The sequence below is a fragment of the Klebsiella sp. Sb-30 genome (genome assembly GCF_057652795.1).
The window spans coordinates 1,277,245-1,295,907 of the sequence record NZ_CM172749.1; the positions used below are offsets into that span (position 1 = coordinate 1,277,245).

An 18,663-nucleotide genomic window follows, 5' to 3' on the forward strand; every position below is an offset into this window, starting at 1 on the left:
ATTTTGCATTGGCTCTGGCGTAACTTGATGTAAAACAATAATATCCTCCTATACCCATTTTTATTGAGTGGTTTTTGTTGATTTAAGTCAATGAATGCCGGTTGTTTGGCTGATATACATACACTCAGACAACAATGGTTTTACCAATTGGCCGGGAACGGGCCAGGAAAACGAATAAATATTGCCTAAGGGAGGCATCAAATGATTACTGGTATCCAAATTACTAAAGCTGCAAACGACGACCTGCTGAACTCTTTCTGGCTGCTGGACAGCGAAAAAGGCGAAGCCCGCTGCCTGTGCGCTAAAGGGGGTTTTGCTGAAGATGACGTGGTTGCGGTTAATAAACTGGGTGAAATCGAATACCGCGAAATTCCGCTCGATGTGAAACCGGAAGTCCGTGTAGAAGGTGGCCAGCACCTGAACGTTAACGTGCTGCGTCGTGAAACGCTGCTGGATGCGGTTGAACATCCGGAAAAATACCCGCAGCTGACGATTCGTGTCTCTGGCTACGCGGTACGTTTTAACTCCCTGACACCAGAACAGCAGCGTGACGTTATCGCTCGTACCTTTACTGAAAGCCTGTAAGTCGACGCTTAAACCTAAAAACGCCGGGATATCCCGGCGTTTTTTTGTTACTGCTGATTTTCACCAGCGCTGCCGCTTGGTTTACGGCGCTTGCCAATATTTTTGGCATCGCGGTGACGTTTTTTCACTCGCGGTTTCTCTTTATCTTTCTCTTTTTTCTGCTCGGCGCGTTTAGCCAGTACCTTTTTGGACGGCTTACCGGTCAGCTTCTCACTCGGTGCGCGGGTCGTCGGGCGCAGTTCATCAATAACGCGCGCTTTGAGCGGCTCGTCGATATAGCGACCAATTTTACCCAACAGCAGATGGTCATGAGCTTCAACCAGAGAAATGGCGACGCCTTTTTTCCCCGCGCGGCCGGTGCGTCCGATTCGATGCAGATAGGTATCCGCCGTGCGCGGCATGTCGAAGTTGAAAACGTGGCTAACGTCCGGAATATCTATCCCGCGGGCAGCAACATCGGTGGCAATCAGCACATTCATACGACCGTCGGTCATACGTTTGATTGCTTCGTTACGCTTGGCCTGCACCATTTCGCCTTCCAGCCAGCAGGTATTGATCCCCGCTTCGCGCAGCCAGGAGGCCAGTTCATGAACGCGCTCGCGCTTACGCACAAAGACGATAGAGCGGGTCGCATCCGGCTGTTTCAGCAGGTTAACCAGTAACGCGGTTTTATGCTTAATGTCATCGGCGCGATAGTACCACTGATGAATTTTCTTACGTTCGCGCGTGGAAGGACTGGCGGAAACTTCAACGGGCTCTTCCAGCAGGCGCTCGGCAAAGTCTTTAATCGCATCGCCTTCGAGAGTCGCGGAAAACAGCATGGTCTGCTTACGCCAGCGGGTTTCACCGGCAATGTGCTCGATATCCTGCGCGAAGCCCATATCCAGCATACGGTCCGCCTCATCGAGGATCAGCGTTTCGACCGCCCGGCAGTCGAAGTTTTCTTCTTTAATGTATTGCAGCAGTCGGCCGGTGGTCGCGACCACAATATCCTGGTTCTCGCTGAATACTTCCGCGTGGTTCATGTATGCGACACCGCCGGTGATGGTGGCAATGTCCAGGTGCGTGTGTGCGGCCAGCTCACGGGCATGGTCGGCAACCTGCATCGCCAGCTCACGGGTCGGCGTCAGGATAAGAATACGCGGTGGCCCCGACTTCTTACGCGGGAAATCAAGCAGGTGCTGCAACGCTGGCAGCAGATACGCCGCTGTTTTACCGGTACCTGTCGGGGCTGAACCGAGAATATCACGGCCATCAAGCGCAGGCGGAATAGCGGCGGCCTGAATGGCTGTCGGGCGTGTGAAACCTTTTTCCTGGAGGGCTTCCAGAAGGTTTTCGTCGAGTTCAAGTTCGGAAAAAGTCGTTACAGTCATGATCTACCTCTGAGTGGACCGACGATTATAGACGTTACGGGCGTAATGTTCATCTGTTTGTAAGGCTATCTGTTCTCCGGTATTGTGCATAGCTTCAGTCTCAGGAGTTTTTGTTCGCAAGGTTATTCAGGATGTCTCAGTCGAAGTTTGCGCTGCCGCGCAATGGTTTTACGTTTAAACAGTTCTTTGTTGCTCACGACCGTTGTGCGATGAAAGTGGGCACCGACGGCATTCTGCTAGGCGCGTGGGCGCCGATCGCCCAGGTAAAACACGTGCTGGATATCGGGACCGGTAGCGGTTTACTGGCTTTAATGCTGGCTCAGAGAACCGACGATCGGGTCATGCTGGATGCGGTAGAACTCGATGAAGAGGCGACGGCGCAGGCGCGCGAAAACGTGGCGACCTCCCCGTGGGGGGCGCGTATCCAGGTGCATCAGGGGGATATTCAACAGTGGCAGCCCGCGCAAACCCGACGCTATGAACTGATTGTCAGCAACCCGCCTTTTTTTGCCGAAGGTGTGCCCTGTGCAACATCGCAGCGCGAACAGGCGCGATATACGACGACGCTCGATCACGTCACGCTCTTAACCTGCGCCGCAGAGTCGATTACCGAAGAGGGCTTTTTCTGCGTGGTGCTACCGGTGGATATTGGCAATGCGTTTGTTCAACGCGCCCAAACCATGGGCTGGCATCTGCGTTTGCGCACCGATGTCGCGGAGACGGAAATGCGCCCGCCGCACCGCGTACTGCTGGCTTTCTCGCCGACCGCGGGGGAGTGTTTCAGCGATCGGCTGATTGTCCGTGGGCCTGAACAGCAATACTCCGAAGGGTTTACTGCCCTGACCCAGGACTTTTACCTCTTTATGTGAGCCAGAGGCGACAGAATTGACGGGCCGCTATCCGCAAGTTGTTCCGGGTAATCCAGGGTATAGTGCAGCCCGCGACTCTCTTTACGTTGCATTGCGCAGCGAACGATCAGTTCGGCCACCTGCACCAGATTGCGTAACTCCAGCAAATTATTCGACACGCGGAAGCGGGCGTAATATTCGTCGAGTTCCTGCTGTAACATGGTGATTCGTCGTAGCGCACGCTCCAGCCGACGGGTGGTGCGGACAATCCCCACGTAGTCCCACATCAACAGTCTCAGCTCGTGCCAGTTATGTTGAATCACCACCAGTTCATCGGGGATCTCAACCTGACTTTCATCCCAGGAAGGGAGGGCGTTAACCGCTTGAGCCAGCGGCATGCGCTGGAGAATATCCTCGGCCGCGGACCAGCCGTAAACCAGGCATTCGAGCAGCGAATTTGACGCCATGCGGTTAGCCCCGTGCAGTCCGGTGTAGCTCACTTCGCCAATCGCATACAGCCCGTCAACATCGGTACGTCCGTTGTCATCAACCATCACGCCGCCGCAGGTATAGTGGGCGGCGGGGACAATCGGTACGGGCTCTTTTGTCAGATCGATACCCAGGCCGAGCAGCTTTTCGTAGATCATCGGGAAATGCTGACGAATAAAGGCTTCAGGCTTATGGCTGATGTCGAGATACATACAATCGACGCCGAGGCGTTTCATCTCATGGTCAATCGCGCGGGCGACGATATCGCGTGGCGCCAGCTCGCCGCGTTCGTCAAAATCGGGCATGAACCGGGTACCGTCCGGACGTTTCAGGTATGCGCCTTCGCCGCGTAATGCTTCGGTTAACAGGAAATTGCGCGCCTGCGGATGGTACAACGCGGTGGGGTGAAACTGGTTGAATTCGAGGTTGGCCACGCGACAGCCGGCGCGCCAGGCCATAGCAATACCATCGCCGGAGGAGACATCCGGGTTGGTGGTGTACTGATAGACTTTCGCCGCCCCGCCGGTGGCCAGCACCACGGATTTCGCGCTGCAGGTCTCGACCTTTTCTTTATTCCGGTTCCAGATCCAGGCGCCAACCACCCGACGTGTCCCCGGCAGGCCGATTTTATCGGAAATGATCAAATCGACGGCGTTACTTCGCTCCAGAATACGAATATTCGGATGCGCGAGCGCCTTGCCAACCAGCGTCGTTTCCACCGCTTTACCGGTGGCATCGGCAGCGTGGAGGATACGGCGATGGCTATGGCCACCTTCACGGGTCAGGTGATAGCTCTGTTCGCCGTTGGCCTGGGTCTGAGTATCAAACAGCACGCCCTGGTCGATAAGCCATTGCACGCAAGGCCTGGCGTTGCTGGCGACGAAAGAGACTGCATGGCGATCGCACAGGCCGGCTCCGGCGATGAGCGTATCTTCAACGTGAGATTCCACGCTGTCGGTTTCATCAAAAACGGCGGCAATGCCGCCTTGCGCGTAGAGCGTTGAACCTTCGCTGACAGGGCCTTTGCTCAGTACGGCGACGGAGCTGTGCTCCGCCAGACGTAGCGCAAGGGATAAACCGGCAGCGCCGCTGCCGATAATCAGCACATCACAGGAGAAGTCAGGAGTCGTATTCATTGTCTTTGTTTAATTTACTAAACACATTTTTGCCACAATAGCACCAGGTCGTGATGAATCGTACATTTTTTTTACTGAACGTTGTGGAAACTAAACATAAGCGGGCGGGGCGGGGCTGTGTAAACGAAAGAAAATATTTGCGAAGCAGATCGTTAGCTTCAGATTTTATAGTGAAATAAAAGCGATGTTACGTTACCCTTCTGGCGGACCTTACGCTTTTTCTTCATCATCTTACCTGGCGTTGAGTTGCGGGACATATAATGAGAGATAACAAATCGTCCGCCGTTGCCAGACAAAAATCAAAGGCGTAACGGAACTTTATTGTTTTCAGACACTCCAATCGTCTGCTTGCTCATATTGCAGTGATTGGGTAGTGCTTTGAAGACGCATGGGAATTGGGTTTGGGGAGACATTACCTCGGATGAGCGAGCAGTTAACGGATCAGGTCCTCGTCGAACGGGTCCAGAAAGGAGATCAGAAAGCGTTTAACTTGCTGGTGGTGCGCTATCAGCATAAGGTCGCGAGCCTGGTCTCCCGCTATGTGCCACCGGGCGATATCCCTGACGTTGTTCAGGAGTCGTTCGTAAAAGCATGGCGCGCGCTGGAGTCCTTCCGGGGGGATAGTGCTTTTTATACCTGGTTATATCGCATCGCCGTAAATACGGCGAAGAATTATCTGGTAGCTCAGGGACGCCGCCCACCGTCCAGCGATGTTGACGCCAATGAGGCAGAAAACTTCGAAAGTGGTGGGGCGCTGAAAGAAATTTCGAACCCTGAGAACTTAATGTTGTCAGAAGAACTGAGACAAATAGTTTTTCGTACCATTGAATCACTCCCGGAAGATTTACGCATGGCAATTACGTTGCGGGAGCTGGATGGCCTGAGCTATGAAGAGATAGCCGCTATCATGGATTGCCCGGTAGGAACGGTACGTTCGCGCATTTTCCGGGCACGAGAAGCTATTGATAATAAAGTTCAACCGCTTATCAGGCGTTGACGATAGCGGAATACTGAAAAGGGTATCAGGCATGCAGAAAGAAAAACTTTCGGCCTTAATGGATGGTGAAACGCTGGATAACGAGCTGCTCAATGAGCTGAGCCGTTCTTCTGAAATGCAAAAGACCTGGGAGAGCTACCATCTCATCCGCGATTCGCTGCGAGGCGATACCGCTGAGATGCTCCATTTTGATATCTCAGCCCGCGTCATGGCCGCCATTGAGAACGAGCCCGTTCGTCAGGCGGTGCCGCTTATTCCTGAATCTCAGCCAGCACCACATCAGTGGCGTCAGATGCCTTTCTGGCAGAAAGTCCGCCCGTGGGCCAGTTCTCTGACTCAGATGGGGGTTGCGGCATGCGTTTCGCTTGCTGTTATCGTCGGCGTCCAGCAGTATAATGGGCATAGCGAATCTGCTCAGCAGCCCGAAGCGCCTGTTTTCAACACCATGCCGATGATGGGTAAAGCCAGCCCGGTAAGCCTTGGTGTTCCGGCTGATGCTTCCGCAGGGAGCGGCCAGCAGGCTCAGGTGCAAGAACAGCGCCGCCGTATTAATGCTATGCTGCAGGACTATGAATTGCAGCGTCGCCTGCACGCAGAACAGCTTCAGTTTGGTCAGGCCCAGACTCAGCAAGCCGCTGTTCAGGTGCCAGGCTATCAAACTTTAGGAACGCAATCGCAGTAATGAAGCAACTTTGGTGTGCCATGTCGCTCATGGCAGGCAGCCTGTTCTTCTCTGTCAACGCCTCGGCTGATACATCGTCCGGGGCGTTGTTGCAGCAAATGAACCTGGCCAGCCAGTCCCTTAACTATGAGCTGTCTTTCGTCAGCATCAACAAACAGGGCGTTGAGTCGCTGCGTTATCGTCACGCGCGGCTGAACAATCAACCTCTTGCCCAGCTTTTACAACTCGATGGCCCACGCCGGGAAGTTGTACTGCGCGGCAATGAAATCAGCTATTTTGAGCCGGGGCTCGATCCGTTCACGCTGAACGGCGACTATATCGTCGATTCGTTACCCTCGCTGGCCTACACCGATTTTAAGCGACTGGCTGCCTACTACGACTTTATCTCCGTTGGGCGAACCCGTATTGCCGACAGGCTTTGCGAAGTGATTCGCGTCGTCGCGCGGGACGGTACGCGCTATAGCTATATCGTCTGGCTGGATGCGGAAACCAAACTGCCCATGCGCGTCGATTTGCTTGACCGCGACGGGGAAACGCTGGAGCAGTTCCGGGTCGTATCCTTTAACGTTGGCGACAAGGTCAGCAGCAGCATGGAAACCTTAGCGAAAGCAAGCCTGCCGCCTCAGCTGTCGGTGCCGGAAGGGGGCGATAAAGCCAACTTTAACTGGGCGCCGACCTGGCTACCGCAGGGCGTTTCCGAAGTCTCCAGCAGCCAGCGCCGTCTGCCGACCTTTGATGGTCCGGTTGAGTCCCGCCTTTACTCTGATGGGCTGTTTAGCTTCTCGATTAACGTGAATCGCGCATCGGCAAACAGCAGCGATCAGCTGTTGCGTACCGGGCGTCGTACCGTGAGCACGACGGTACGTGATAACGCCGAGATAACCGTGGTTGGCGAGCTGCCGCCGCAGACGGCTAAACGCATCTCCGACAGCATCAAATTCAGGGCTGTGCAATGATTAAAGAGTGGGCCACGGTCGTCTCCTGGCATAATGGAATGGCGCAAGTACACTGTGATGTTAAAGCCTCGTGCAGCAGCTGCGCCTCTCGCGCCGGCTGCGGTAGCCGGGTGCTGAACAAGCTGGGGCCGCAAACCAGCCACACGATCAGCGTTCCCAGCGAACAGCCGCTGTCCGCCGGGCAAAAAGTCGAGCTGGGGATTGCCGAAAGCAGCCTGCTGGGCTCGGCGGTTTTAGTCTATATGGCGCCGCTGGTTGGGCTGTTCGCAATGGCGTCTGTTTTTCAGGTCTTGTTTGCAAATGATTTCGCTTCGCTGTGTGGTGCGCTACTCGGCGGCGTCGGTGGATTTCTGGTGGCGCGCGGGCTTTCGCCCGGATTAGCCGCTCGCCAGTCGTGGCAGCCCGTTATTATTAGCGTTGGCCTGCCGCCAGATTTGGTGCGTGTAGAGACTCCCTCTTCAGAACCAGGCCAGTGAATCCACTGGCCTTTATTTTTGATTTATTACCCCCGCCAGAACACATCATTTGCTACGGTTATGCTGCTGGTAAGAGCATTTCCTGGTTTCGCGGATGTAGTGTAGAATGCGGCGTTTTCGGATTAAAAAACGTCAGGCACAGAACAGCGGCCTCATGATACGCGTAAGGCATAATTAACTCTAAAATATGAAGAATATACGTAACTTTTCAATCATCGCTCATATCGACCACGGTAAATCGACGTTGTCTGACCGTATCATCCAGATTTGCGGTGGCCTTTCCGATCGTGAAATGGAAGCCCAGGTACTGGACTCCATGGATCTTGAACGTGAGCGTGGCATCACCATTAAGGCGCAAAGCGTCACCCTGGATTACAAGGCGACCAACGGCGAAACCTACCAGCTGAACTTCATCGATACCCCGGGGCACGTCGACTTCTCTTATGAGGTGTCACGTTCGCTCGCCGCATGTGAAGGTGCGCTGCTGGTGGTCGATGCGGGTCAGGGAGTGGAAGCTCAGACGCTGGCCAACTGCTATACCGCCATGGAAATGGATCTGGAAGTGGTGCCGGTTCTCAACAAAATCGACCTGCCTGCTGCCGATCCGGAGCGCGTAGCCGATGAAATCGAAGACATCGTCGGTATCGATGCGGCCGATGCGGTGCGCTGCTCGGCGAAAACCGGCGTCGGCGTTCCCGATGTTCTGGAACGTCTGGTGCGTGATATCCCACCGCCGGAAGGCGATGCGGATGCCCCGCTGCAGGCGCTGATCATCGACTCCTGGTTTGATAACTATCTTGGCGTTGTGTCGCTGGTGCGTATCAAGAACGGCACGATGCGCAAAGGCGACAAAATCAAAGTCATGAGCACCGGTCAGGTCTATAACGCCGATCGCCTGGGTATCTTCACGCCAAAACAGGTTGACCGTACCGAGCTGAAATGCGGCGAGGTAGGCTGGCTGGTGTGTGCCATTAAAGATATCCTCGGCGCGCCGGTTGGCGATACCCTGACGACGTCACGTAACCCGGCGGATAAGGCTCTGCCAGGCTTTAAGAAAGTGAAACCACAGGTGTACGCCGGTCTGTTCCCGGTGAGCTCCGATGATTATGAAGCCTTCCGTGATGCGCTTGGCAAACTGAGCCTGAACGATGCCTCTCTGTTCTATGAGCCGGAAAGTTCAACGGCGCTGGGCTTCGGCTTCCGCTGTGGCTTCCTCGGCCTGCTGCACATGGAGATCATCCAGGAGCGTCTGGAACGCGAATACGACCTGGATCTGATTACCACCGCGCCGACGGTTGTCTACGAAGTGGAAACCACGTCGAAAGAGGTCATCTATGTCGATAGCCCGTCCAAGCTGCCGCCGCTGAATAACATTCAGGAACTGCGTGAGCCGATCGCGGAATGTCATATGCTGCTGCCGCAAGAGTTCCTCGGCAACGTCATCACGCTGTGTATTGAGAAGCGTGGCGTGCAGACCAACATGGTTTATCACGGTAAACAAGTTGCGCTGACCTATGAAATTCCGATGGCGGAAGTGGTTCTCGATTTCTTTGACCGTCTGAAGTCCACCTCCCGTGGCTACGCGTCGCTGGATTACAACTTCAAACGCTTCCAGGCATCCAACATGGTGCGCGTGGACGTGCTGATCAACGGCGAGCGTGTTGATGCGCTGGCGCTGATCACCCACAACGATAACGCGCCGTACCGCGGTCGTGAGCTGGTGGAGAAGATGAAAGAGCTGATCCCACGCCAGCAGTTCGATATCGCGATTCAGGCGGCTATCGGCAACCACATTATTGCCCGTTCGACCGTCAAACAGCTGCGTAAAAACGTACTGGCGAAATGCTACGGCGGCGACGTCAGCCGTAAGAAAAAGCTGCTGCAGAAGCAGAAAGACGGTAAGAAACGTATGAAGCAAGTGGGTAACGTTGAGCTGCCGCAGGAAGCGTTCCTCGCCATTCTGCACGTCGGTAAAGACGGAAAATAACCATTAAGGAGTTGGCATGGCGAACATGTTTGCCCTGATCCTGGTGATTGCAACCGTGATCACGGGGCTTTTGTGGTGCCTGGATAAATTCATCTTTGCACCAAAACGTCGTGAACGTCAGGCCGCTGCTCAGGCAGCGACCGGTGATAGCCTCGACAAGCAAACGTTGAAGAAAGTCGGCCCGAAACCGGGCTGGCTGGAAACGGGAGCCTCGGTATTTCCGGTGCTGGCGATCGTCCTGGTGGTGCGCTCATTTATTTATGAGCCGTTTCAAATCCCGTCAGGTTCGATGATGCCAACGCTGCTGATCGGCGATTTTATTCTGGTCGAGAAGTTTGCCTACGGCATCAAAGATCCGATCTACCAGAAAACGCTGATCGAAACAGGTCATCCGAAACGTGGCGATATCGTGGTGTTCAAATACCCGGAAGATCCGCGTCTGGACTACATTAAGCGGGCTGTTGGCTTACCGGGCGATAAGATCACCTACGATCCGGTGGCAAAACAGGTCACTATCCAGCCGGGCTGCAGCTCCGGTCAGGCATGTGGTAATGCACTGCCGGTGACTTACTCCAACGTTGAGCCCAGCGATTTCGTCCAGACGTTCTCGCGTCAGAACGGTGGGGAAGCGACCAGCGGTTTCTGGCAGTTGCCGAAAGGCGAAAGCAAGGCTGACGGTATTCGTCTGACCGAGCGCAAAGAGACGCTGGGTGAGGTGACTCACCGCATTCTGACCGTGCCGATTGCTCAGGATCAGATTGGAATGTACTACCGCCAGTCCGGCCTGCCGTTGGCCACCTGGATTGTGCCGCCGGGCCATTACTTCATGATGGGTGACAACCGCGATAACAGCGCTGATAGCCGTTACTGGGGCTTTGTGCCAGAGGCCAATCTGGTGGGTAAAGCCACGGCGATCTGGATGAGCTTCGAAAAACAGGAAGGTGAATGGCCGACCGGCGTGCGTTTATCGCGTATCGGTAGCATTCATTAATTTCCCTGCCTTATTCACGCTGCCGCTGCAATATTGGCAGCGTGAATTATTTAATATTTAAATCTATTCAAACTAACGACATCCCTTGTCGTTGCGTATAGAATATCCCCCCGAAGTTTTGGTTGTCTCTCGTAAGAGTGACACTGCACACGAAACCGCGTTGGTTGATTTTACTCTGAATAATTTGGGTTGCAGAAAGGCGGCAGGCAAGCGCACAGGCAATCTGAATGGGGACAGGGCTGCCCAGGTCGGTTTCGTGTGCTGCATTTTTGACGCATTCATTTATTGGTAACGCATGAACCCCATCGTAATTAATCGGCTTCAACGGAAGCTGGGCTACACTTTTCATCATCAGGAGCTGTTGCAACAGGCATTAACTCACCGCAGTGCCAGCAGCAAACACAATGAGCGCCTGGAATTTTTAGGTGACTCAATTTTGAGTTTTGTGATCGCGAATGCGCTCTATCATCGTTTCCCTCGGGTGGACGAAGGCGATATGAGCCGCATGCGCGCAACGCTGGTACGAGGCAACACGCTGGCGGAGATCGCCCGCGAGTTTGAACTGGGTGAGTGTCTGCGCCTTGGCCCGGGTGAGTTGAAAAGCGGCGGCTTCCGTCGCGAGTCTATTCTGGCAGATACCGTTGAAGCGTTGATTGGCGGGGTATTCCTCGACAGCGATATCCAGAACGTTGAGCGCCTGATTCTCACCTGGTACCAAACTCGTCTGGACGAAATCAGTCCTGGCGATAAGCAAAAAGATCCAAAGACCCGTTTGCAGGAGTACCTGCAAGGTCGCCACCTGCCGCTGCCTTCCTATCTGGTAGTGCAGGTGCGCGGTGAAGCACACGATCAGGAATTTACTATCCACTGCCAGGTCAGTGGCCTGAGTGAACCGGTGGTAGGCACAGGTTCCAGCCGTCGCAAGGCGGAGCAGGCTGCCGCCGAACAGGCGCTGAAAAAGCTGGAGCTGGAATGAGCATCGATAAAAGTTATTGTGGGTTTGTCGCCATCGTTGGCCGCCCGAACGTGGGTAAATCCACGCTGTTGAACAAACTGCTTGGGCAGAAGATTTCGATCACTTCCCGTAAAGCGCAGACCACCCGTCACCGCATTGTCGGCATCCATACCGAAGGACCGTATCAGGCAATTTATGTTGATACCCCGGGCCTGCATATGGAAGAGAAACGGGCGATCAACCGCCTGATGAACAAAGCGGCGAGCAGTTCCATTGGCGACGTTGAACTGGTGATTTTCGTTGTCGAAGGCACGCGCTGGACGGCCGATGACGAAATGGTGCTGGGCAAATTACGTGATGCCAGAGCGCCGGTGATTCTGGCGGTCAATAAAGTAGATAACGTGCAGGAGAAGGCCGATCTGCTGCCGCACCTGCAGTTCCTGGCGAGCCAGATGAACTTCCTCGATATCGTGCCAATTTCTGCGGAAACAGGGATGAATGTCGATACCATCGCCGGGATCGTACGCAAACATCTGCCGGAAGCGATTCATCACTTCCCGGAAGATTATATTACCGACCGCTCACAGCGCTTTATGGCCTCTGAAATCATCCGTGAAAAGCTGATGCGTTTTCTTGGTGCCGAGCTGCCGTATTCGGTGACGGTTGAGATCGAGCGTTTCCAGACCAACGAACGCGGCGGTTATGATATTAACGGCCTGATTCTGGTTGAGCGTGAAGGTCAGAAGAAGATGGTCATTGGCAACAAAGGCGCCAAAATCAAAACCATCGGTATTGAAGCGCGTAAAGACATGCAGGATATGTTCGAAGCGCCGGTTCACCTCGAACTGTGGGTGAAGGTCAAATCCGGCTGGGCCGACGACGAGCGCGCGCTGCGCAGCCTCGGCTACGTTGACGATCTCTGAGTTTGATACACCATGGCTTTCGTGGTGCAGGCAGGCGGCAAGACCGTGAGTCCCCGGGAGCTTACTTTAGTCAGTGATTCGGCTGAAAGGGTGCGGCCAACGCACCTGCAACCTGAAAGACGACGAGTATGATGGAAGGCTGGCAGCGCGCTTTCGTTCTGCATAGTCGTCCCTGGAGCGAAACCAGCCTGATGCTGGACGTCTTCACGGAAGAGTCGGGTCGCGTGCGCCTGGTAGCAAAAGGCGCACGTTCCAGACGCTCCAACCTCAAAGGCGCCCTCCAGCCTTTTACCCCCTTACTCCTGCGCTTTGGCGGGCGTGGCGAAGTGAAAACGCTTCGCAGCGCCGAAGCCGTTTCATTGGCGCTTCCGCTCAGCGGCATCACGCTTTACAGCGGTCTGTATGTCAATGAGCTGCTTTCCCGCGTGCTCGAACATGAAACGCGCTTCTCCGAACTCTTTTTCGATTATCTGCACTGTCTGCAGGCGTTGGCTGGCGCAAGCGGTACACCAGAGCCGGCGTTGCGCCGCTTTGAACTGGCGCTGCTGGGACACCTGGGCTATGGCGTTGACTTTCTCCACTGTGCCGGCAGCGGCGAAGCGGTGGATGACACCATGACCTATCGCTACCGTGAAGAAAAAGGTTTTATTGCCAGCGTGGTTATTGATAACAACACCTTTACCGGGCACCATTTGAAGGCGCTGGCTAACCGTGAGTTCCCGGATAGCGACGCGCTACGTGCCGCAAAGCGCTTTACCCGTATCGCCCTGAAACCGTATCTTGGCGGTAAACCGCTAAAGAGCCGGGAGCTGTTTCGCCAGTTTATGCCCGCCCGCGCGGCGCGAGCAGCAGATAAAACGAATAACGATCAATGAGGATTGTCATGGCTGAATTACTGTTAGGGGTCAATATTGACCATATTGCGACACTGCGTAACGCTCGCGGCACGGCCTATCCGGATCCGGTGCAGGCGGCCTTTATCGCCGAGCAGGCTGGCGCCGACGGGATTACCGTGCACCTGCGCGAAGACCGCCGTCACATTACCGACCGCGATGTGCGTATCCTGCGCCAGACGCTGGATACCCGAATGAACCTGGAGATGGCGGTCACCGAAGAGATGCTGACCATCGCCTGTGAGACCAAACCGCACTTCTGCTGTCTGGTTCCGGAAAAACGTCAGGAAGTGACGACGGAAGGCGGTCTGGATGTGGCGGGTCAGCGCGACAAAATGCGCGATGCCTGCACGCGCCTTGCCGATGCCGGTATTCTGGTCTCGCTGTTCATCGATGCCGATGTTGAGCAAATTAAGGCTGCGGCGGACGTCGGCGCGCCGTATATCGAAATCCATACCGGTTGCTATGCGGATGCCGAAACCGACGCCCGGCAGGCCGCAGAGCTTGAGCGTATCGCCACGGCGGCCGCCTATGCCGCGAGCCTGGGCCTCAAGGTTAATGCCGGTCACGGCCTGACCTACCATAACGTGCAGGCGATCGCCCGTATTCCGGAGATGCATGAGCTGAACATTGGTCATGCGATCATCGGTCGTGCGGTGATGAGCGGCCTGAAAGAAGCGGTTGCCGAGATGAAACGCCTGATGCAGGAAGCTCGCGCGTAATGGCTATTCTGGGGCTGGGTACCGATATTGTTGAAATTGCCCGTATTGAAGCGGTGATCGCCCGCAGCGGCGATCGTCTCGCCCGGCGCGTGCTCAGCGACAACGAGTGGGCGATATGGGCACAGCACCAGCAGCCGGTTCGTTTTCTGGCAAAGCGTTTTGCGGTGAAAGAGGCGGCGGCGAAAGCCCTGGGGACCGGTATCCGTAACGGTCTGGCTTTTAATCAGTTTGAGGTTTACAACGACGAACTGGGCAAGCCTAAGCTACGGCTGTGGGGCGAAGCGAAGAATCTGGCGGAGCGTCTGGGCGTCAGAAGCATTCACGTGACGCTGGCCGATGAGCGCCATTACGCTTGTGCAACGGTTATCGTGGAGAGTTAGCGCCCGCTGTCCGCGGTATCAGATTTTGTCCGCGTGATGCATTAGCACGAACTTGTCCCACAGCTGCTCTTCATTTTCAACGTGTGCCGGGTCTTTCAGAATCGTATTCGGGATCGGGCACACTTTCTGGCAGGTGGGCGTTTCATAGTGGCCCACGCATTCCGTGCAGCGGTCGCTGTTAATTTCATAAATGCTGTCACCCATCGAAATGGCCTCGTTAGGGCATTCCGGTTCGCACATATCGCAGTTGATGCATTTTTTGGTGATTAACAGCGCCATCGGGAAATTCTCAGAAACAACACAAACAGGGCGGGCATTATACGCCCATTTTCTGTTCACACCAGTTTTTTCACCAGCGCTTCGCTGTGCCGGATACGGTCCGGCGCATGTTCAAGATCCTGTTGAACCAGCGCCATAAACAGCAGATCGGTGAGCATCATCTGCGCGCTGGTGGAGGAGATCGCCGCGCTGCGGGTCGCCTGCTCTTCGGCGATAGTATACAGGCACTGCGTGGCCTGCTGTTGCAGGGCGTTGGGGGTGAAGCCAGTGATCGCCAGGATCCGACAGCCCACGCGCAGCGCTTCTCCGGCGGCCATATTGATTTCACGACGTTCGCCAGAGTAGGAGATAGCTAACAGCAGGTCGTCTGACGACATGGCCTGTACGGTGGCGAGCAGGGCATGCATATCCTGTTCGGAAACCGCGTTAATGCCGATCTTCATTAGCTTCCAGCTAAAATTGCGCGCCACCAGGCCGGATGCGCCAATACCGGTAATAATCACCCGGCGCGCATTCCGCAGCAGCGCCACGGCTTCCAGCAGCTTCTCTTCGCTGTTCACATCCAGCGAGGCGTGCATGGCGGCCACGTTATCCTTAATCAGTTTCTCGCCGACCAGACGCAGCGGATCGTCGCCGCGGATCTGGTTATGGACCGGCACCGACTGAGGATCGGGTGCACTGGCCAGCGCTTCGCTGAGCGCCAGCTTTAGCGCCGGGAAACCCTTAAACCCCATCTTCTGCGCGAATTTCACGACGCTGGACTGGCTGACGCCTGCCTCACCTGCCAGCTGTTGCGAACTGAGGTGGCGGGTCTGGTCCGGCTGAGCCAGAATAAAGTCTGCCAGCTTCTTATCGCTTGCTGCCAGCGACGGGTAGCGCTGGCGGATGCGGATTAAACAGTTCATCGGTTTTCCTCAGGACAACTTTCGCCCTCTGCTGAAAGAATTTTGTATTCGATTATAAGAGGATTGCGGCGAATTAAAAATTCTACCGCTGAGATTTATTCACGGCGGAGGAACTGCCTCAACGCAGGCTTAACGTCAGCGGATGTTTTCTCTGTTTATGGCACAAGACTGTTAAGCTAGCGGTATCAGAGACAAAACTCGATAAAAAGAGGTCAGGTTTGAAGAGCAGCACGCAGCGAGTGGTTTTTTTTGATCTCGATGGAACGTTGCATCAACAGGATATGTTCGGCAGCTTCTTACGGTACGTCTTGCGTCACCAGCCCCTGAACCTGCTGCTGGTTGTACCGCTGTTGCCGGTGATCCTGGCAGGACTGGCGGTAAATGGCCGGGCGGCGCGCTGGCCGATGAGCCTGCTGCTGTGGGCATCGACGTTCGGACGCAGTGAGCGCGCGCTAAAGCGGCTTGAGGCCGACTTTGTCCGCTGGTTTCGCCAGCGCGTGACGGCTTTTCCGGTGGTGCAGGCCCGGCTGTCGGACTACCTGACCCGGCACGATGCTGACGTCTGGCTGATTACCGGATCGCCGCAATCGCTGGTGGAACAGGTCTACGGGGATACTGCCTGGCTGCCCAGGGTGAACATCATCGCCAGTCGGATGGAACGTCGCTGCGGAGGCTGGGGGCTGTCGCTACGCTGTCTGGGCCATGAAAAGGTGGTGCAACTGGAGCAGAAGATCGGTGCGCCGCTGCAGCTGTACAGCGGCTATAGCGATAGCGAACAGGATAATCCGCTGCTTCATTTTTGCCAGCACCGCTGGCGGGTCACCCCGCAGGGCGATCTCCACCAGTTAGAATAGTGTGCAATGTCTGTCGGCCATGTATAATGCGGCCCGCTTTTTCCGCAGGAGTGCCCGTTTTGTCTGACCATGAACTGAACGATGAATACTGGATGCGTCACGCCCTGACGCTGGCTAAACGCGCCTGGGAAGAGGGCGAAGTGCCGGTCGGCGCCGTGCTGGTGTACAACAATCAGGTTATCGGCGAAGGGTGGAACCGGCCTATCGGGCGTCACGATCCTACGGCGCATGCCGAAATTATGGCGCTGCGTCAGGGGGGACTGGTCCTGCAAAACTATCGCCTGATTGACGCGACGCTGTATGTCACGCTTGAACCCTGTGTGATGTGCGCGGGTGCGATGGTGCATAGCCGGATTTCACGGCTGGTATTTGGTGCCCGGGATGCAAAAACCGGCGCGGCCGGCTCGCTAATTGATGTTCTGCACCATCCGGGTATGAATCATCGGGTGGAGATCAGCGAGGGGATTCTGGCAGAGTCGTGCTCAGGTATGCTCAGCGACTTTTTCCGCTGGCGGCGGGAAGAGAAAAAAGCCTTAAAAAAGGCGCGTCGGGTCGAAGACGCTTAGTGTCCCAATCCGGGAATCTTCAGCCTGGCGTTGTCGACTAACGATTCCGCGCGAAACTGGAAAAAGGGGAGCGCCCGCTGTTCTTTATCCAGTTCATCCGGCATCACCGCCGGATAGTCCCCGGCCAGCGCCAGCCGCTGTTCATCCTTTCTCTCTTTCTCCGACAGGTAGCCCACCAGGCTGATGTGGTATTTGCGGATGTTCTCGACGTAGGCGTATGCCTCGTGACCGCGCGCGTAGCCATATTTCAGCCGGCTGTAATAAGGTTTCTGACTGAGCAGCGGCAGGCGCTGCTTGACGTCCGCCCAGCTGTCGGGATTGCCTTTCTGTTTTTTGGTCAGTGAGATAGCGTCCAGAATATGGGCGTATCCCATATTGTAAGCCGCCAGCGCAAACCAGATTCGTTCATCTTTGGGGACCGAGTCCGGGATTTTATTCATCATATCCTGCAAGTAGCGCATACCGCCGCTGAGGCTCTGCTCCGCATCGGTACGATCGGTTAATCCCAGGCTCTGCGCGGTATTGCGGGTCAGCATCATCATGCCGCGCACCCCGGTGGGCGAAGTAGCCTGCGGATCCCAGTGCGACTCCTGCCATGAAATGGCCGCCAGCAGGCGCCAGTCGATCTGGCGCGCGTATTTCTCAAACATCGGCTGTAGGTCCGGCAGAATATTATCGACGGCGCGCAGGAACGTCCGGGTGTCGACATAATCGAAATCGTTGCCGTGTCCAAGGTATTTTTCTTCCAGCCGCGCCAGGGTGCCGTCTTCATTCATATTGTTGAAGAAATCCAGCATCGCCGCCGAAAGCGAGTTGTCCTCGCTCCTGGCGCTAAACCAGGTCACCGGCTGTTCATCGCTGATATCCAGAGCGACCGCCAGTTCCGGATGCACGCGCTGGAACAGACTAATGGCCACCGAATCCGCAATGGTGTAATCCACTTCGCCATCGATAACCGCCTGCATCAGCGCTGTCGTCCCGCGCTTTTCATCCACGCGCCAGCCGAGATCCGGGTATTTATTTCCTTTTAGTGTCTGCAGGTCGTTAATGGCGACGTGGCCCGGGGCAATCACCAGCTGTTCCGCCGTGAGGTTGGCGAGGCTGCGTGGGCGCGTGTTGCCCACCCGGTAGACCAGCTGTTGCGACACCGAATAGTAGCCCGGCCCGGCCTGATAGTTTTTGACCCGTTCTGAGTTGTAGACCAGTCCGGCAGCTAACATATCGGCATTACCGTTATCGAGGTCATCAAACAGCTGACTGATATTCTGGCGGACGGTCACTTTCAGCTTGACGCCGAGGTAATCGGCAAACTGTTCCGCCAGCTCGTAATCCAGTCCGTAGGTTTTGTTATTGATGGTCGCGAAGGTGAGCGGCGAATTGATGGTGCTGATGCGCAGCTCGCCGCGCGCCATAATTCCGGCGACACGGTTCTCCGGCTTTCCTGACCACGGGATCGACGGCCACAGGGCGGCCGCCAGCAATAAGGTCACAATGCCGATGAGCAGATAATTAATCTTTAATTTTTTCAGAGAGTTAATCTTCTGCAGCTCTGTGTTCCTCAGCAGGCTATTAGCGGATAAAGTTAAAAGAGAGTCCTCGAATGAGCGGCATTTTGCTTAAGAATGCGTCAGTTGGCAACTTATTCGCGAGGAAGGTCACATTAATT

At 55.4% G+C, this 18,663-nt stretch carries 20 protein-coding genes; 15 read left to right on the plus strand and 5 right to left on the minus strand.

Annotated elements, in window-relative coordinates:
* Positions 1-201: 201 nt before the first annotated feature.
* Positions 202-585, plus strand: a complete 384-nt coding sequence (gene grcA, locus AC236I_RS06160) for an autonomous glycyl radical cofactor GrcA (RefSeq protein WP_004866471.1) — start codon at positions 202-204, stop codon at positions 583-585.
* Between the two features lie 47 nt (positions 586-632).
* Here the strand turns inward: grcA and srmB are convergent, their stop codons facing one another.
* Entirely contained in the window at positions 633-1,958 is a 1,326-nt protein-coding gene (srmB, locus tag AC236I_RS06165) for an ATP-dependent RNA helicase SrmB (RefSeq protein WP_004866469.1), read from the minus strand.
* Between the two features lie 131 nt (positions 1,959-2,089).
* Here srmB and trmN point away from each other — a divergent pair, with 131 nt between their 5' ends.
* Complete coding sequence (trmN, locus tag AC236I_RS06170; RefSeq protein ID WP_004866466.1) at positions 2,090-2,827, plus strand: tRNA(1)(Val) (adenine(37)-N(6))-methyltransferase TrmN; 738 nt, start codon at positions 2,090-2,092, stop codon at positions 2,825-2,827.
* On the opposite strand, the gene nadB is transcribed toward trmN, so the two are convergent.
* Positions 2,812-4,431, minus strand: coding sequence for an L-aspartate oxidase (nadB, locus tag AC236I_RS06175; RefSeq protein WP_004866464.1), 1,620 nt, complete (start codon positions 4,429-4,431; stop codon positions 2,812-2,814). The genes trmN and nadB overlap by 16 nt on opposite strands.
* A 421-nt stretch (positions 4,432-4,852) precedes the next feature.
* Here nadB and rpoE point away from each other — a divergent pair, with 421 nt between their 5' ends.
* The 11 genes from rpoE (at position 4,853) to acpS (ending at position 14,393) form a co-directional block, all read left to right on the plus strand.
* On the plus strand, positions 4,853-5,428 hold the full coding sequence (rpoE, locus tag AC236I_RS06180; protein ID WP_004866461.1) for an RNA polymerase sigma factor RpoE: 576 nt from the start codon (positions 4,853-4,855) through the stop codon (positions 5,426-5,428).
* Between the two features lie 31 nt (positions 5,429-5,459).
* Positions 5,460-6,110 carry an anti-sigma-E factor RseA gene (gene rseA, locus AC236I_RS06185; protein WP_004866460.1) on the plus strand — a complete coding sequence of 217 codons (651 nt, stop codon included), beginning with the start codon at positions 5,460-5,462 and terminating at the stop codon, positions 6,108-6,110.
* Positions 6,110-7,066, plus strand: coding sequence for a sigma-E factor regulatory protein RseB (gene rseB, locus AC236I_RS06190; protein ID WP_004866458.1), 957 nt, complete (start codon positions 6,110-6,112; stop codon positions 7,064-7,066). The genes rseA and rseB overlap by 1 nt, the downstream gene beginning before the upstream one ends.
* Positions 7,063-7,542 carry a SoxR-reducing system protein RseC gene (gene rseC, locus AC236I_RS06195; RefSeq protein ID WP_004866456.1) on the plus strand — a complete coding sequence of 160 codons (480 nt, stop codon included), beginning with the start codon at positions 7,063-7,065 and terminating at the stop codon, positions 7,540-7,542. Before rseB ends, rseC begins: the two co-directional genes overlap by 4 nt.
* 187 nt (positions 7,543-7,729) lie before the next feature.
* Positions 7,730-9,529, plus strand: coding sequence for a translation elongation factor 4 (lepA, locus tag AC236I_RS06200; protein ID WP_004866454.1), 1,800 nt, complete (start codon positions 7,730-7,732; stop codon positions 9,527-9,529).
* A gap of 16 nt (positions 9,530-9,545) precedes the next feature.
* Complete coding sequence (lepB, locus tag AC236I_RS06205; RefSeq protein ID WP_004866452.1) at positions 9,546-10,520, plus strand: signal peptidase I; 975 nt, start codon at positions 9,546-9,548, stop codon at positions 10,518-10,520.
* A gap of 295 nt (positions 10,521-10,815) precedes the next feature.
* A complete protein-coding gene (gene rnc, locus AC236I_RS06210; protein WP_004866451.1) occupies positions 10,816-11,496 on the plus strand; it encodes a ribonuclease III in 681 nt (226 codons plus the stop codon).
* Positions 11,493-12,398 carry a GTPase Era gene (era, locus tag AC236I_RS06215; RefSeq protein ID WP_004866448.1) on the plus strand — a complete coding sequence of 302 codons (906 nt, stop codon included), beginning with the start codon at positions 11,493-11,495 and terminating at the stop codon, positions 12,396-12,398. Before rnc ends, era begins: the two co-directional genes overlap by 4 nt.
* A gap of 131 nt (positions 12,399-12,529) precedes the next feature.
* The gene (recO, locus tag AC236I_RS06220) at positions 12,530-13,273 is read left to right on the plus strand and encodes a DNA repair protein RecO (RefSeq protein ID WP_032686559.1); all 744 of its coding nucleotides are present in this window, start codon (positions 12,530-12,532) and stop codon (positions 13,271-13,273) included.
* A gap of 8 nt (positions 13,274-13,281) precedes the next feature.
* A complete protein-coding gene (gene pdxJ, locus AC236I_RS06225; protein WP_004866444.1) occupies positions 13,282-14,013 on the plus strand; it encodes a pyridoxine 5'-phosphate synthase in 732 nt (243 codons plus the stop codon).
* The gene (acpS, locus tag AC236I_RS06230) at positions 14,013-14,393 is read left to right on the plus strand and encodes a holo-ACP synthase (RefSeq protein WP_004866442.1); all 381 of its coding nucleotides are present in this window, start codon (positions 14,013-14,015) and stop codon (positions 14,391-14,393) included. Before pdxJ ends, acpS begins: the two co-directional genes overlap by 1 nt.
* A gap of 18 nt (positions 14,394-14,411) precedes the next feature.
* Here acpS and AC236I_RS06235 read toward each other — a convergent pair whose 3' ends face one another.
* Positions 14,412-14,672, minus strand: coding sequence for a YfhL family 4Fe-4S dicluster ferredoxin (locus tag AC236I_RS06235; RefSeq protein WP_004866440.1), 261 nt, complete (start codon positions 14,670-14,672; stop codon positions 14,412-14,414).
* A gap of 56 nt (positions 14,673-14,728) precedes the next feature.
* Entirely contained in the window at positions 14,729-15,577 is an 849-nt protein-coding gene (locus AC236I_RS06240) for a MurR/RpiR family transcriptional regulator (protein ID WP_004866439.1), read from the minus strand.
* A 218-nt stretch (positions 15,578-15,795) separates the two neighbouring features.
* Here AC236I_RS06240 and yfhb point away from each other — a divergent pair, with 218 nt between their 5' ends.
* Both yfhb and tadA read left to right on the plus strand, forming a co-directional pair.
* Positions 15,796-16,431 carry a phosphatidylglycerophosphatase C gene (gene yfhb, locus AC236I_RS06245; RefSeq protein ID WP_015583692.1) on the plus strand — a complete coding sequence of 212 codons (636 nt, stop codon included), beginning with the start codon at positions 15,796-15,798 and terminating at the stop codon, positions 16,429-16,431.
* A gap of 59 nt (positions 16,432-16,490) precedes the next feature.
* Positions 16,491-16,997 carry a tRNA adenosine(34) deaminase TadA gene (gene tadA / locus AC236I_RS06250; RefSeq protein WP_004866434.1) on the plus strand — a complete coding sequence of 169 codons (507 nt, stop codon included), beginning with the start codon at positions 16,491-16,493 and terminating at the stop codon, positions 16,995-16,997.
* Here the strand turns inward: tadA and mltF are convergent.
* Entirely contained in the window at positions 16,994-18,526 is a 1,533-nt protein-coding gene (gene mltF, locus AC236I_RS06255; protein ID WP_032718066.1) for a membrane-bound lytic murein transglycosylase MltF, read from the minus strand. The two genes, tadA and mltF, sit on opposite strands and share 4 nt — an antisense overlap.
* Positions 18,527-18,663 lie beyond the last annotated feature (137 nt).